Source organism: Pantoea sp. Taur (assembly GCF_009830025.1).
Classification (GTDB): domain Bacteria; phylum Pseudomonadota; class Gammaproteobacteria; order Enterobacterales; family Enterobacteriaceae; genus Pantoea; species Pantoea communis.
This window is the reverse complement of sequence record NZ_SZZZ01000003.1, coordinates 310,630-325,731: the sequence shown is the minus strand read 5'-3', so window position 1 is coordinate 325,731 and position 15,102 is coordinate 310,630. Positions and strand designations below refer to the sequence as shown.

Below are 15,102 nucleotides of genomic sequence, written 5' to 3'. Positions count from 1 at the left end.
ATTTGCCAAATATCCCGGCATAACCCTCCAGATATTCTAGAGTTAATCGCGAAGTTTAAAAAATACACAATCCTGCAATCGTTTATGGCAAAGGACATTATTTTGAACATCGCAAACCCAATACCCAGACTTTCGTTCTGGAATAAACTATTTGCTCTTATTCTGCTGTTGTTGGGGATTATTCTGGCCGCAGGCGGGGGCTGGCTGGTGGCCTTAGGCGGAAACTGGTACTACGTGCTGGCCGGCATAGGGCTGATCATCTCTGCTGTACTGATATTGATGAAGCGCACCAGCGGTGCAGGCTGGTTCGCGCTGGTGTTTGTCGGTACGCTGATCTGGACCATTCAGGAGTCAGGGCTGGATTACTGGCGCTGGGTGCCGCGCTTTGCCTTGATGCTGATTCTCGGCATCGTGTTTGCCTTTCAGTTACCCAATCTGGCGCCGCGCGTCAGTCGGGGTGCGTCACGCGCGCTGGCGGCCGTGCTGATTGTCGCCTTTGTGATTGCGGCTGCGCTGCCCTTTGCACCACTTAATGAAACGCCGGCTACCGATGTACCCGCTGCGGGTTCGGCCAACTTCATGGCGGATACCGGTAATGGGAAAGCGTCCACGCCAGACAATGGTGACTGGTATACCTACGGCGGTTCTCTGGCATCGCAGCGTTTCGCCAATGCCAGCCAGATTACCCCGGATAACGTGAAAGACCTCAAGCTTGCCTGGCAATTCCGCACCGGTGATTTACCCAAAGCGCGTTGGGGTGGTGAAAATACCCCAATCAAAGTGGGCGATACGCTCTATACCTGTACCGCACGCAATATGGTGTTCGCGCTGGATGCCGCTACCGGCAAAGAGAAGTGGCATTTTGACCCGAAAGTCAGCGACAAATCTATTCCGTACACCGCCGCCTGTCGTGGGTTAACCTGGTATGACAGCCAGACCAACAGCCATGCAACCACTGGACAGGAAGCGGCTGTTGCACCGAACAGTGATAACAGTGACTGCCAGCAGCGCATCATTCTCGGTACGCTGGATGCCCGCATCATTGAGTTGAACGCTAAAACCGGTGAAGTGTGCCGCAGTTTCGGCAATCAGGGCACGGTCAATCTCGCAGAAGATATGGGGGAAACCTACGACGGCTATGTGGCTATCAACTCAGCGCCGGTGGTGATACGCGACACGTTGGTAGTGGGACATCAGACGATCGATGGACAGCGCGCATTTGGCCCGCCGGGCGTCATCAAAGCCTATGATGTGCGCACGGGCGCGCTGAAATGGGCATGGGATGCTGCCGACCCGGATACGGCGACACCGAAGAAAGGACCTAATGCTTATAAACGCGGTTCACCGGATGTCTGGACCTCGTTCACCGGTGATGACAAGTTAGGATTAGTGTATCTGCCGGTCGGGAACTCCTCCGGTGACTATTGGAGCGGTACGCGCTCGCCTGCCGAAAACAAGTATTCGGTCTCACTGACGGCATTAAATATCGATACCGGCTTACCGGCCTGGACTTTCCAGACAGCACACAAAGATGTGTGGGATTACGATCCCGGTTCTCAGCCCACGCTGGTGGATTATCCGGATAAAAACGGCGGTAAGACACCGGCAATTATCATGCCGACCAAACAGGGTGAGATTTATGTGTTAGATCGCCGCACCGGTGAATCGCTGTTTGGTGTGGAGGAACGTCCTGTACCCGGCGGCGGCGTCGAGCCGGATCAGCGTTCGCCAACCCAGCCTTATTCGTTGTTCCATCACCTGAGCAAACCGGATCTTACGCCGCAGGATATGTGGGGCTTAACACCGGTGGATCAGTTGGTGTGCCGCATTCAGTTCCAGCAAGCCAGTTATAAAGGGCAGTACACACCACCGGAAGCCGATCGTCATTCGATTGAGTATCCGGGTTATAACGGCGGTTCTGACTGGGGCAGTGTGGCAGTGGATCCGACTCGCGGCATCATCATTGCTAACTACAACGATATGCCGAACTACAACATTCTGGTGCCGCGTGCGAAAGCCGATGCGATGGGCTGGAAACCCCGCGATGAAATCCCGTATAACCCACACGATACCGGTCATGCGGAAGGGGCAGGCGATCCACAAATCGGCGTGCCTTACGCGGTGAACGTGAATGCGGGTTGGCGCTTGCCGTACACCGGCATGCTGTGTAAAGAGCCGCCATATGGTGGCATCCGCGCCATTGACCTGCGTGATGGCCGCACTATCTGGGATCGTCCACTGGGCACCGCACGTCGCAATGGCCCGTTTGGCCTGCCAACCGGATTGCCAATTAACATTGGTACGCCGAATAATGGCGGCTCTGTGGTGACATCCAGCGGCCTGATCTTTGTCGCGGCAGCCACCGATGACTTAATCCGCGCCATCGACATGAAAACCGGTAAGGAAGTGTGGAGCACGGAACTGCCTGCAGGAGGCCAGGCCAACCCCATGATCTACACGCAAAATGGACGTGAGTATCTGGTGATTGTCGCGGCAGGGCATCACTTTATGGAGACGCCGGTGGGCGATTATGTGTTGGCATACGCGCTGCCTGAACAGAAATAACCACCATTGAAAACGGGATTAGGCTGCGGCCTAATCCCGCCATAAACACATTGTCATCACATCTCTGTGGTCATCACGTTCTCAGGGATTCACCTCTTCCAGACGGCGATTCAGCGTGCGTGGACCAAACACACCAATGGTAAACACCACAATCGCCATCGCGCCGGAAATCACGGCAAACACTGAACTGACCCCCATCTCACTCAGCACCCAGGCAATGGTAAAGCCTGACAACATGCCGCTGATACGGCTCACCGAATAGACCAAACCAATCGCTTTAGCGCGGAAGCGCGTCGGGAACAATTCCGCCTGATAGGCGCGGTAGGAGAAGGTCATACAGGTGCTGGCCAGCGACAATAGCAGTCCCAACGTCACCAGCATCACCGGTTGCGACTGCCAGGAAAACACCGTGCCGACGAGGGCAATGGCCAGCGCGGAGCCACTCACCAGCCACTTACGCTCAATGCGATCGGCAAAGGTCATTGCCACCAGCGGCCCCAATGGGCTGGCAAAAGCAATCAGGAAGGAATAGAGCAAGCTGTGGGTGAACGTCACACCTTTTGCTGCCAGCAGTGTCGGGATCCAACTGGCAAAACCGTAATAGCCAATCGACTGAAAGAAGTTGAATACCAGCAGCATGAGGGTGCGACGGCGGTAAGGCGGACGCCACATCTCATTTATCACTGCCGGTTTAGATTCAATGGGCTGCAACAAATGGTTATCAATGGCAGGCAGCGCCGCGCCGGTGGATTTAGCCACGCGCGCTTCGAGTCTGCGTACTACGTCTTCCGCTTCTTTGTAACGGCCTTGCTCAACCAGCCAGCGCGGGCTTTCGGGTAAGCCCATGCGCAGGATCCACACCAGCACAGCGCCGATACAGCCAAACAACACCACCCAACGCCAGCCGCTCAGGCCGAGAATTTCCTGGGGGACCAGCTGCCATGAAAGGAAAGCGATGGTCGGAATCGAGGTGTACTGGATGGCCTGCACGAAGGCATAAGATCTGCCGCGCAGACGCGCCGGAATGAATTCGGAGACATAGGCATCAATGGTGACCAGCTCGGCGCCAACGCCAATCCCCGACACAATGCGCCAGAACACAATGGAAAACGGATGGTGCTGAAACGCCATAATGCCACTGGCGATCGCGTAAACCAGTAGCGCGATGATAAACACCTTTTTGCGCCCGATGCGGTCGGCCAGATTGGCAATCAACAAGGTGCCGAGGAAAACCCCGAGGAACATCGCCGCGACAAACGCCCCCAGGCTATGGGGATCAAAAAAGTTATGGCTGCCGTGGGAAAAAATCCCCTCACGCACCATACCGGGACCGATATAGGCGGTCAGGAACACGTCATACACTTCAAACCACCCCCCCAACGCCAGTGCAAAAATAATCAGCCACAGCGGGCGGGCGGCAGGTAAGCGTTCCAGACGCGCAGAGAGTTGCGCACCAAATGCTTTGCCTTCTTCTGGTGTGAAGTTGTCACGCCAGGTCATCGGCGGGGGGATCGACTCGCTCAGCGAAATTTTTTTCAGCACGGTAGGGTACTCCGTTGTTTTTATAATGGTTTGTTAAGGGCTGGCCGGATGGCCATACCCGAAAACACAGGTGATTCAGGGTGTTAACGTTAAACCGGGCAGCCTTTCGCACGCAGAATAGCGTTGAAGCGCTCAGGGTCGTTATTGCCTGCCACGTTGCTGGCGCGGATCTTCTCCTCACGCTGTGCATGTTGCTGTACGCGAGGCAGCAGCACACTTAGCTCATCCTGCGGGATCGCAATCACGCCGTCGGCATCGGCGACGATCAAATCGCCTGGTGACACCACCAGTCCTGCACAGTGCACCGTGGTGTTCACTTCACCAGGGCCTTCTTTGGAAGGGCCGCGCAGAGTGTTACCCCGAGCCCAGCAGGCAATACCGCCTTCTGCCCATTCATTCAGATCGCGCACGGCGCCATCAATCACGAAACCGGCAATCTTTTTGGTGACGGCAGAGGTGCGCATCAAGCCGCCGATCAGCGCCTGAGTCAGATCGCCCGAGCCATCGACCACAATCACATCGCCCGGCTGCGCCATCTCGATGGCTTTGTGGATCATCAGATTATCGCCAGGACGCACCTTCACGGTGATCGCCGCGCCGCACAGCACCAGGTTGGCATCGTTGTGATACGCCTGTAAGCCAAGCGCACCAACACTGCGCCCCATGGAGTCGCCAATGTTTGGCACCGGCAAGGCACGGAAGGCATCAATCACGCCCGCATCAATCTGTGCGCCGCGCTCACCGATGAAATAGCCAATCGGCCAGTCTTTGTGGATGGTCATAAGTTAACTCCGGTTTAACACCTGCGGATTGACGCAGGCGGATGGGTTGATCTGTTGGTTATCAAGAAAAGCGAGACACTGACGTGCTGCGCTCTGTGCGACGGCATCCAATGCCTGCGGGGTGGAACCGCCAATATGCGGGGTTACGATCAGGTTGCTGAGCGCGCGGAAGGGATGATCGGCAGCCAGCGGCTCAAGGGTCACCGTGTCCAGCGCTGCGGCACGCAGTTGCCCGCTCTGTAATGCGGCAGCCAGCGCCTCTTCATCAATCAATTCACCGCGTGCGGTGTTGATCAGCGTGGCGTGAGCAGGCAACTTTGCCAGGCATTGTGCGTTGATCATCAAACGGGTTTTGGGCGTGACCGGACAGTGCAGACTCAGCACATTTGCCAGTGGCAGTAAATCGTCGAGTGAATCACAGCGTTGCGCCCCTTCAAAGTCACCATCAGCCGGAGCTGCGGGATCGAAAAATGCGACCTGCATCCCAATCACACTCGCGAAGCGCGCCACGCGGCGGCCGATTTCGCCAAAGCCGATCAGACCCAGGGTTTTGCCCTGTAGTTCTTCGCCATCACCGCTGCGGGTCCAGCGCCCGGCGGCGACTTCCTGCTGAAAATAGGGCAGACGGCGCGCGCAGTTCAGCATCAGCGCCAGCGTCAGTTCGGCAACAGATTGCGCATTGGTGGCGGGCGTGGTCAGCACCGGGATGCCACGTTCGGTAGCGGCAACCACATCAATATTGGTGACGCCCACGCCGTGTTTGCAGATGATTTTCAGCGTTGGACAAGCGTTGATGGCTTTCGCGTTCAATTCAACGGTGCGCGAGATCACCGCGTCATACGCCACGCTGCTCATACGCTGTTCAACTTCCGCAACGTCATTGGCGTCATCCAGATAATCGACCACACAGCCTGCTTCAGCGAGCAGTTCACGGCCGCCCTGGCCGAGGCTGGTAGTGGTCACGAGAAAGCGATAAGTCATGTCGGTTCTCCGATAGGGTTTACGTCATCCTGACATCGACAACCGATAAAAAATATTCTGCGAAGGTTATTAATTCATTCCTGACAGGAATAATGACTTGAGACGGAAGTTGAATCGTCACACGCCATAACGTTGGAATTTTGTTAACAAACAGATCGCATGTTGCTGGGATTGTGTTCTGCTATACGCTTTAGGATTTTTACTTAAAAAATCGTTAAAAACGCAGAGTTAGCGGAGCGCAGCGGCCGTATATCAGCAGGCTAAAGACCGCATAAATAGTGTGATCTACTTCAAAAGCCTCCCTCAGTACCCTGACACCCCTCAGTTATTTTATCGTCGTTGTTTTGAGCAAAGTGAGCCGCAAAGTTGCACAACTCATGCATTGCGCGTTTTTTAGCCGCACGAAATGATAAATGTAACTAAAGTTATAGAGTGTACCGTTTGGTTCATTAACAACTACATAATAGAACGGTTACATCATGTCTCACTCAAAAGATCTCTTCGCTGTGCTCGGCCGCGTCATGGCGGTGGGTCTGTTCTTCGCTTCGGGTCTCGACAAGATCACCCACTACGCAGACAACCTACAAACCATGGCGAACAACGGTGTTCCGACCTTTTTCCTGCCGCTGGTGATCCTGCTGGAAGTGGGGGGCGGTCTGGCCATTGCCTTTGGCTTTCTGACGCGATTCACGGCCATTTTTATGGCGGTGTTCTCGGTTCTGGCCGGATTCCTGTTCTATCAGGGATACAGCCACGCACACCTGATGGTGTGGTTAAAAAATATCTCCTGCGCTGCCGGTTTCCTGATGCTGTGTCTGAACGGCGGCGGTAAATGGAGCCTCGATCATCTGATTCAGCAACGTCTAGCACGTCATTAAGATTTTCACCTAACCCTTTAATTATTCAGGATAACACCCATGAAAAAACTCCCGACAGTGCTGCTGTGCGGTGGACTTTTCTGTGCCGCGAGCCAGGCCGCCGAACCCGTTAACCAGGTCGCCGTATTAACCCATCACCAGGCGCAACAACTGGTGGAGAAAGCCGAGCAGATTATTGGCAGCCATCACATCGGCGGAGCGATTGCGGTGGTCGATCCTTTTGGTCAGCTGATCGCTTATGAGCGTCTGGATGGTGCCACGCTGGCCAACATCGAACTCGCGCCGAAGAAAGCGCACTCAGCCGCAGCCTTTGGCGTGCCAACGTCCAGCTTCCAGCAGAAAATCGCTGCCGGTAATGTCGGTATGCTGGGTAACCCGGTGGTGGTGCCGCTGCCAGGCGGGGAGCCAGTGAAAGTGAACGGTGTGGTTGTGGGCGCCATTGGTGTCAGCACGCCAGATGGCAACGTAGATGCGGAAGCGGCGCAGGGCGCGCTGTCGGCATTGAAAGCAGGTTAGCCATGGAAAGAAGACGTTTTTTACAACTGATGATGACCACACCGGTCATCGTTTCTATCCCGTTGCAACCGCTGTTGGCCGCACCTGCGGATGCCGCTCAGGCGCTGCTGTTGCGTGCCAGTGAGCTGTTAACCGGACGCCGTGGCCTCGATATCGGCATTTCTGAACGGTTATGGACGCTGCTGTGTGAACAGGATGCAGGATTCCCGGCTCAGTTAGCGCGCCTGATGACGCGCCTCAACGCGCTGCACAGCGAAGATCGTGAGCAGATCGTCGCGCAGCTGGATGACGCGGATGTGAAGACCGCGCTGACAATTATCTCGCCGTGGTATCTCGGCTATACCGGTCATCCGTCTACGACCAAAGCGGTAGATGACGCGCACTTCGTTACCTTCCTGTCGGCGCTGATGTATGAGCCCACGCGTGATCACACCATTCGCCCAAGTTATGCCAGAGCGGGCGGGGATTACTGGGCCGAAGTACCACCGGGCGTGACAGCGCCACCGATGTCCACCTTGATCCGCGAATGGGGCGATCAATCGCCCCTCGCCGCAAAGCAGATTAAGCAGCCTGATGCACCCTGGTTACTGATGGTGCAGGGCAAAGCCAAAACCCTCGTGGAAGCCGAGGCGATGCTGGCGCAGCACAATACCCTATAACAAGAATCGAGCAGGTACATCATGAGTGAATTTGATGCCGACGTGGTGATCGTCGGCTCCGGTGCGCTGGGCGCCAACGCCGCTTATCAGCTGGCGAAAGCGGGCAAATCGGTGATTATGCTGGAAGCAGGGCCTTATATTCCACGCTGGAAAGTGGTGGAAAACTACCGAAACGGCGCCAGTAAACGTAACTGGTGCACGCCATATCCGAATCTGCCGTGGGCACCAAACTCTTACACCGAAGGCTATATCGATGCCAAAGGGGATGACGATTTCGAATACGTCACCAGCTACTTACGCGTGGCCGGTGGCAGTACGCGTCACTGGGCATCCGCCTGCTGGCGCTTGTTACCTAACGACTTCAAGCTGAAAAGCGTGTACGGCGTTGGCCGCGACTGGCCGTTTGAATACAGCGAGCTGGAGCCCTGGTATGTCAAAGCCGAGCGTGAAGTCGGCGTCGTCGGCACCGCCAATGAGGACCAAAGCGGGCAAGGGCGCGGTCACTATCCGCCACGTTCAGCGGAATATCCGCTGCCGCCGGAAGCCAAGCCGTATATGGTGCAGCGCATGCAATCAAAGCTGGGCCCGATGGGTTATCAGGTGATCCATGAGCCGCACGCGCGCGTGTCACGGCCCTATGATGGCCGTCCGGCTTGCGCGGGTAACAACAACTGCGAACCGATCTGTCCGATTGGCGCGATGTATTCCGGTGATATGCACGTCGATAAAGCCGTGGCGCTGGGCGTGCAGTTACGCACCGAATGTGTGGCCTGGAAGCTGGAGAAAGGCGCAGGTAACAAGATCGTCGCGCTGCACTACCGTCAGCCCGATGGCAAAGACACGCGCCTCACCGCCAAAACTTTCATCATCGCTGCTCATGGGCTGGAAACGCCGAAACTGCTGCTGATGAATGAAGTGGCCAACAGTTCCGATCAGGTCGGTCGTAACCTGATGGATCACACCGGTTTGAGCCTGACGTTCCTTGCCGACGAGCCGCTGTGGACCGGGCGCGGTTCAGTGCAGCACGGTACTATCGCCAATCGCCGCGATGAAGCCAGTCGCGCACAGCACTCGGCGATCCGTTATTCACTGCGTAACCTGGTGCCGAACGTTGATGTCACTGTGCCGCTGCTGAAGCAAGGCATGATGGGGCAAGCGCTGGATGATGCGATTCGCGACCGCGCCTCGCGCATCATGAACATCAGTACCATGAGTGAAACGCTGCCAAGTCCGACCAACCGCGTGACGCCAAATTACGATCGCAAAGATTCAATTGGCCTGCCGATGCTCAACGTCAATTACCATCTTGATGATTACGTGCGCGGTATGCGCCCGCAGGCGTACAAGGATTTCGCTAACTTCCTGCAGGCCTTTAACGGTGAAGTGATTGAAGCCCCGACCGGCTGGCGTAATCAGTATCACATCATGGGCACCACCATCATGGGGGATAATCCGCGTGATTCGGTGGTCGATGCGCATTGTCGTAGCTGGGACCATCCCAATTTGTTCCTCGCCACCACCGGCGTGATGCCGACCTCTGCCACGGTGAACCCTACGTTGACGGGGATCGCGCTGGCGTTGCGTATGGCCGATACCATCGCGAGGGAGATCTGATCATGCGCAAACATATCAGACATCTGGCTGCGGCAAGCCTGTTGCTGGCCGGTGCCGTGCAGGCACAGGATGCTTCGCCGGATCTGGTCAAACGAGGGGAATATCTGGCCACCGCCGGAGACTGCTCGGCCTGCCATCGCGATCCGCACAGTGGCAAACCTTTCTCGGGCGGTTACGCGATTCAGTCACCGATGGGGATGATTTACGGCTCCAACATTACGCCGTCGAAAACCGCGGGGATTGGCAACTATAGCCTGGCGGATTTCACTGCGGTGATGCGCAAAGGCAAAGCACCGGGCAATCATTACCTCTATCCGGCGATGCCTTATACCTCATTTGCCGGACTTTCAGATGAGGATATCCACGCACTTTATTCCTATCTGATGCTCGGTGTGCCAGCCGACGATCATCCAGCGCCTGAAACCGATCTGCCGTTCCCGTTCTCTTTCCGACCGGTGATGGCGATGTGGAATCTACTGTTCCTGGATAGCTCGGCAGTGCCAGGCAGCGATGCGGCCGCAGGCAGTGCAGAACGTGGCGAGTATTTGGTGCGCACGCTGGCGCACTGCTCCACCTGCCATACCCCACGTAACGGCATGATGGCGGAACAGGGCGATCGCTTCCTGTCGGGCGGCAAGGTTGGCAGCTGGACGGCACCGAATATCACGCCAGATGCACAGGCGGGCATCGGTGACTGGAGCGAAGCGGAAATTGTCACCTATCTGCGCACCGGCGCGCTGCACGGTAAAGCGATTGCCGCGGGTGAGATGGGCACCGCGGTGCAGAACTCGTTCTCGAAAATGCAGCAGAGCGATCTGGAGGCAATGGCGCATTACCTGAAGCAGGTGCCTGCGATTGGCGGCGCGGATCGTAAAGCCCCGTCGGTAGCGCCACAGCCTACACCGCTGTCAGCCATTGAAACCGGCATGAAAAATGAGATCGCCGATTATGTCTCCGGCGATGCGATGAGCGGGGCGCAACTGTACAACGGTGCCTGTGCCACCTGCCACGCCAGTGACGGGCGCGGAACCCACGATGCTCAGCGTTTCTATCCCTCGCTGGTGGGATCTTCAGCGGTGCTGTCGGACGATCCCGCCAACCTGATCATGACGATTGCGGAAGGTGTTGATCGCCAGACTGGCAACGATCACGCCTTTATGCCGGAATTCCGCACCCAGTTTAGTCAGGCCGAACTGGCCAAAGTGGCGAATTACGTCTCCACCAACTTCGGCAACCCGCAGCATGCGATTACGCCAGCTGATGTTGAGCAAACGCTGAAAGGCGAAAGCGGCAGCTGGCTGGTGCGATACGCGCATGCGTTAAGCATCATCGGTGGCGTCGTTGCGCTGCTGGTGATCGTGGGGGCGTTGATCCTTCTTCTGCGCCGCCGGAAATAACTTTTACGGGCGGCGTTGACGTCGCCCGCATTCAAAACGGTATGACCCTTTAAGGAGTAACTTCAATGAAAAAGGCTTTATCCCTTGCGCTGTTGAGCGCCGCGCTGTTCGGTTCTGCTGCTGCACATGCCACCTTGACGCAAACCATTCTTTCTCAGGGCGATGCGCAGAAGTTGATCGCGGCCGCGCAGGAAAAAGCGCACGCGCTAAACGCCAACGTCTGTATTGCCGTGTTGGATCAGTCAGGCCAGCTGCTGGCGTTTAACCGTATGGACAATGCCCCCGTTGGCTGCATCGATTCCTCCATTCTAAAAGGCCGTGCGGCTGCGTTGTATCGCACGCCAACAGACAAATATATGGATCGCGCCAACGGTAAAGAACCGGCGATTGCGACCTTACCGGGCGTCATTCCGCTCGGCGGCGGCTCACCGGTGTTGTGGCAGAACAACACCATTGGTGCGGTGGGCGTCAGCGGTTCTGCTAACCCGAACGAAATCGCCATCGCCAAAGCAGCAAGCGACAGCTTTAAATAACGACGCCGGTCGTTGCTCAAATATTCATGACGCAAAGGTGCACTTTGATGCACCGGTGGGCGGCCTGAGGGGCGCCCGCGCAACACAACACCTCATTCAGTTCTCCTCCGACCTGCTCATCCATCAAGTTCCTGCGCCGCGCGCCGATAGTCTCTACAGAGGGATGTAGGTGCACAGGGAGTGGTTCATTTTTTAACCGAAAAAGTGTCAACTCCAGGAGCGCCATAATGGCCAAACACGCATCAAAGAAAACAATGAGCACCCGCACGCAGATGCTGCTGACGGGCGCCTTAACCATCACCCTCGGCTTTGCCGTCACCATCGGCGTGTTGAGCTGGCAGTCTAGCAACGAGCAAAAGTCACTGGCCGAAAACTATCTGCAGCAGATTGCACAAACCCAGGCACTGCAAATCCAGCAGGAGCTGAGCTATGCGCGAGACGTGGCGCATAACCTCGGCCACAGCCTGATAGCACTGCCAGCCGCAGGGATTCAGGATCGTAAAGTCGTCGATAAAGTCATGGAGTCGGCACTGCGCGATAACCCTGACTACCTGTCGATTTCAGTGGTCTTTGAAGAAAACGCCTTCGATGGTCGCGACGCCGAGTTCGCCACCCAGCCAGGTGCTGCACCGAAGGGGCGTTATGCCTTCTTCGTCGATCGCGATCAGTCGGGCAATTTCAAGATGCACCCGCTAACCTCGATCTTTACACCGGGCCAGGGTGACTACTACCTGCTACCGCAGAAAAGTCAAAAAGACACATTAATTGAACCCTACAGCTATGCCTACAACGGCGTTCCCACACTGCTGACGTCCGTGGCGGCGCCGATTCTCAGCCAGGGGAAATTGTGGGGGGTTGTGACTTCAGATATTTCGCTGGCCTCGCTGCAGGAGAAGGTGAATAAAATCAAACCCTGGGAAGGCGTGGGCTACGCCATGCTGCTGTCCAGCGCGGGTAATGTGGTGTCATACCCGGATAAAAACCAAACCAGCAAAGCGTGGAAGGGCGATACCCATCACTACAGTTCAGACGTCATGGAACAGCATGACGCGTTACTGGGTGAAGATGCATTGGTCACCTGGCAGCCGGTGGTGATCGGTAATAGCGATCAGAAATGGTATCTCGGGGTGGTCGCGCCGGTGAGCAAAGTGATGGCGGCGGCGCATCGTCAACTGGTCAACGCCGTGATCCTGATGATCATTAGCATTCTGGTGGTCTGCGCCCTGCTGGGGCTGTTATTCAGCCGCAAAGTATTGAAACCGATCGGTGGCGAGCCGCTGGAAGCCGCGACCATTGCGTTGGCGGTGGCGGACGGCAAGCTGGATAACGTCATCACACTGAAAGGGCGCGATAACAGCAGCCTGTTCTATGCGCTGCATACTATGCAAAACCAGCTGCGTGAGATTGTTGGGCAAATTCAGGACGCCAGTTCCTCCGTTCGTCAGGGCGCAGGCGAAATTGCCAGCGGTAACCTCAATCTGGCCTCGCGCACGGAAGAACAGGCGGCGGCACTGGAACAAACCGCCGCCAGCATGGAGCAAATCACCGCCACAGTGAAACACAACGCCACTAATGCGCATCAGGCCACGGCGTTGACGGAAAACGCCACGCAGATCGCCAGCCGGGGTGAATCGCTGGTGGGTGAGGTGGTACAGACCATGGCGCAGATCGATGACAGTGCGAAGAAGATTGGCGATATCACTGCCATCATCAACAGCATCGCTTTCCAGACTAACATCCTTGCATTGAATGCGGCGGTGGAAGCGGCGCGTGCCGGTGAGCAGGGGCGTGGTTTCGCGGTGGTGGCTTCTGAAGTGCGTAATCTGGCGCAGCGCAGTGCTAACGCCGTGAAAGAGATTGCGGCGCTGATTGAGGAGTCGAGCCAGCGTGTCGGCAGCGGTGTTCAGCTGGTGCAGGACGCCGGTAAGACTATGCAGGAGATGACCCAGGCAGTGAATTCAGTGCGGACTATCATCGGTGAGATCGTGGTGGCATCCGATGAGCAGGCGCGCGGTATCAGCCAGGTCACCATCGCGGTGAATGAAATGGACGGCACCACCCAGCAGAACGCCGCGCTGGTGCAACAGATGTCGGCGGCGGCCAGTTCGCTGGAAGATCAGGCGGCACAACTGGCACAAACGGTGGGACGTTTTCAGTTGAGTTGAGCCAGCCGTCTGCGTTGAAGACCTTGTCACAACGGGCCGCGCCTTATAACGTAAGGCGCGGCCTTGTGCTATTTGCTCAAGGCCGGCAATCACTTCCACACATCGGGAACCCTCATGAATCGCCAGCAACTGTTCGAACACATCAGCCAAACCTACCAAGTTGAACCCGACTATCCGTGGAAAAAACACAGTGAATACGCGGTACTGCGGCACCCTCGCCACCGTAAGTGGTTTGCGCTGGTGTTCCCGCTGGAGAGCCACAAACTCGGATTGGACGCAGGCCCGGTGGTTCAGGTGATGAATATTAAAACTCGTCCCGAACTCACTGGCTCTCTGCGCCAGCAGCACGGCGTCTATCCGGCTTATCACATGAACAAAGAGCACTGGATCAGCCTGACGCTGGAAAATGGCTTGCCGGATAGCGAGATCATTGCGTTGCTGGATGACAGCTTTAGCTTAACGTTTTAGGCTTTCGCGCCACGATGACATTGAGCGGTGACATCGGGAAGGGTTGCATCCGCTGGACGCGCTCAATATCAAATCCTGCCTGCCGCAATTCCTCGCACAGCACACCCTCATTAGTGACGTTGTAACCTCGCATCATTAACGGGGTAAAGAATGGCAGCACCTGCCGTGCTTCCTCCGGCTGCTCAGGGACTTCTGCATGGGCGCTGAGCAGCAATCCGCCTGGCTTTAAGCGTGTTAACCACTCGCGCAGCATCGCCTGTCTGTCCGCCATAAAATAAAGAAACGATGAGCTCCAGATAATGTCCACCTGACGCCCTTCAGGCAATTTCGCCAGCGCGCAACAGCGATCGCTCAGGCCGGCTTTTTCGATGTTGCGCTGTGCCACGGTGGCGGTTTGAGGCAGGTCGAGCACGATCACCGAAAGCTGCGGAAAGCGTTGCGCTAACGCAATGCTGATCAACCCCGGACCGCCACCCATATCCAGCAGTAGCGCCGGACGCTGAAAATCAGCCAGGTTATCAGCGATTGCGCAGGCTGTGTCCGCGCTCAGCGCACGCTGTTCCTGGGCGATTTGATGCAAGGCGGCATCCGCCCAAGCGGTATCGATTTGCAAAGGATCCTGCCAGCCGGGTTCCGCCTGCGTCAGCAGTTGTGGCAACCGCTGAGCGAACTGCTGTAACACCTGATGACGATAGCGCCAGGCATCACCGATATAGCGGCGACTGTCGTGACACAGATAAGTATGCACATCGGGTGCCAGCACAAAGCACTCAGCGTCATGCGTTAGCAGTTCGGTACTCCATAACAGGCGTAACAGATGATAGGTCTGATGCGGCTGCCAGTCATAATGTTGAGCGACTTGCGCAGCCGTTGCAGGTAACGCCAGAAAATCAAACAAGCGGTGTTCAAATGCCAATGCCACAGCGCCGTTAAGGGCGTGCTGAGCCAGCAGGTGATCGAGGGTAGGAAGCGGTGAACGCATGGCAATCTCCTGAACAGGTA

At 56.5% G+C, this 15,102-nt stretch carries 13 protein-coding genes; 9 read left to right on the top strand and 4 right to left on the bottom strand.

The genetic code is table 11. The features are described 5' to 3' along the window. Positions 1–102: 102 nt before the first annotated feature. Complete coding sequence (locus tag FD744_RS06145) at positions 103–2,565, top strand: membrane-bound PQQ-dependent dehydrogenase, glucose/quinate/shikimate family (RefSeq protein ID WP_237449347.1); 2,463 nt, start codon at positions 103–105, stop codon at positions 2,563–2,565. Positions 2,566–2,646: 81 nt separating this feature from the next. Here the strand turns inward: FD744_RS06145 and FD744_RS06140 are convergent, their stop codons facing one another. From FD744_RS06140 to FD744_RS06130, 3 genes are all read right to left on the bottom strand, one after another. After that, positions 2,647–4,107 (bottom strand): MFS transporter, encoded by a 1,461-nt coding sequence (locus tag FD744_RS06140; RefSeq protein WP_160834496.1) that lies wholly within the window; start codon positions 4,105–4,107, stop codon positions 2,647–2,649. Positions 4,108–4,196: 89 nt separating this feature from the next. Then, a complete protein-coding gene (locus FD744_RS06135) occupies positions 4,197–4,889 on the bottom strand; it encodes an RraA family protein (RefSeq protein ID WP_160867690.1) in 693 nt (230 codons plus the stop codon). A 3-nt stretch (positions 4,890–4,892) separates the two neighbouring features. Further along, positions 4,893–5,870 (bottom strand): hydroxyacid dehydrogenase, encoded by a 978-nt coding sequence (locus FD744_RS06130; RefSeq protein WP_160867689.1) that lies wholly within the window; start codon positions 5,868–5,870, stop codon positions 4,893–4,895. A 479-nt stretch (positions 5,871–6,349) separates the two neighbouring features. Between FD744_RS06130 and FD744_RS06125 the strand changes: the two genes are divergently transcribed. The 8 genes from FD744_RS06125 (at position 6,350) to FD744_RS06090 (ending at position 14,100) form a co-directional block, all read left to right on the top strand. After that, entirely contained in the window at positions 6,350–6,748 is a 399-nt protein-coding gene (locus tag FD744_RS06125; protein WP_160867688.1) for a DoxX family protein, read from the top strand. Positions 6,749–6,787: 39 nt separating this feature from the next. Next, a complete protein-coding gene (locus FD744_RS06120) occupies positions 6,788–7,264 on the top strand; it encodes a heme-binding protein (RefSeq protein ID WP_160867687.1) in 477 nt (158 codons plus the stop codon). Positions 7,265–7,266: 2 nt separating this feature from the next. Continuing rightward, positions 7,267–7,923, top strand: coding sequence for a sugar dehydrogenase complex small subunit (locus FD744_RS06115; RefSeq protein ID WP_160867686.1), 657 nt, complete (start codon positions 7,267–7,269; stop codon positions 7,921–7,923). Between the two features lie 21 nt (positions 7,924–7,944). Beyond that, complete coding sequence (locus FD744_RS06110; RefSeq protein WP_097117863.1) at positions 7,945–9,537, top strand: GMC family oxidoreductase; 1,593 nt, start codon at positions 7,945–7,947, stop codon at positions 9,535–9,537. A 2-nt stretch (positions 9,538–9,539) separates the two neighbouring features. Beyond that, positions 9,540–10,934, top strand: coding sequence for a c-type cytochrome (locus tag FD744_RS06105; RefSeq protein ID WP_160867685.1), 1,395 nt, complete (start codon positions 9,540–9,542; stop codon positions 10,932–10,934). A gap of 65 nt (positions 10,935–10,999) precedes the next feature. Further along, positions 11,000–11,467, top strand: coding sequence for a heme-binding protein (locus tag FD744_RS06100; RefSeq protein WP_160867684.1), 468 nt, complete (start codon positions 11,000–11,002; stop codon positions 11,465–11,467). A gap of 227 nt (positions 11,468–11,694) precedes the next feature. Continuing rightward, positions 11,695–13,632: a methyl-accepting chemotaxis protein gene (locus FD744_RS06095; protein ID WP_160867683.1), complete on the top strand. Its 1,938-nt coding sequence runs from the start codon at positions 11,695–11,697 to the stop codon at positions 13,630–13,632. 114 nt (positions 13,633–13,746) lie between these two features. Beyond that, positions 13,747–14,100, top strand: coding sequence for an MmcQ/YjbR family DNA-binding protein (locus FD744_RS06090; RefSeq protein WP_160867682.1), 354 nt, complete (start codon positions 13,747–13,749; stop codon positions 14,098–14,100). Here the strand turns inward: FD744_RS06090 and FD744_RS06085 are convergent. Further along, positions 14,084–15,082 carry a class I SAM-dependent methyltransferase gene (locus FD744_RS06085; RefSeq protein ID WP_160867681.1) on the bottom strand — a complete coding sequence of 333 codons (999 nt, stop codon included), beginning with the start codon at positions 15,080–15,082 and terminating at the stop codon, positions 14,084–14,086. The genes FD744_RS06090 and FD744_RS06085 overlap by 17 nt on opposite strands. Positions 15,083–15,102 lie beyond the last annotated feature (20 nt).

Coding starts and splice junctions, on each gene's coding strand:
- FD744_RS06135 (WP_160867690.1), bottom strand. CDS start 4,889: ATGACCATCCACAAAGACTGGCCGATTGGCTATTTCATCGGTGAGCGC.
- FD744_RS06130 (WP_160867689.1), bottom strand. CDS start 5,870: ATGACTTATCGCTTTCTCGTGACCACTACCAGCCTCGGCCAGGGCGGC.
- FD744_RS06125 (WP_160867688.1), top strand. CDS start 6,350: ATGTCTCACTCAAAAGATCTCTTCGCTGTGCTCGGCCGCGTCATGGCG.
- FD744_RS06120 (WP_160867687.1), top strand. CDS start 6,788: ATGAAAAAACTCCCGACAGTGCTGCTGTGCGGTGGACTTTTCTGTGCC.
- FD744_RS06115 (WP_160867686.1), top strand. CDS start 7,267: ATGGAAAGAAGACGTTTTTTACAACTGATGATGACCACACCGGTCATC.
- FD744_RS06110 (WP_097117863.1), top strand. CDS start 7,945: ATGAGTGAATTTGATGCCGACGTGGTGATCGTCGGCTCCGGTGCGCTG.
- FD744_RS06105 (WP_160867685.1), top strand. CDS start 9,540: ATGCGCAAACATATCAGACATCTGGCTGCGGCAAGCCTGTTGCTGGCC.
- FD744_RS06100 (WP_160867684.1), top strand. CDS start 11,000: ATGAAAAAGGCTTTATCCCTTGCGCTGTTGAGCGCCGCGCTGTTCGGT.
- FD744_RS06095 (WP_160867683.1), top strand. CDS start 11,695: ATGGCCAAACACGCATCAAAGAAAACAATGAGCACCCGCACGCAGATG.
- FD744_RS06090 (WP_160867682.1), top strand. CDS start 13,747: ATGAATCGCCAGCAACTGTTCGAACACATCAGCCAAACCTACCAAGTT.
- FD744_RS06085 (WP_160867681.1), bottom strand. CDS start 15,082: ATGCGTTCACCGCTTCCTACCCTCGATCACCTGCTGGCTCAGCACGCC.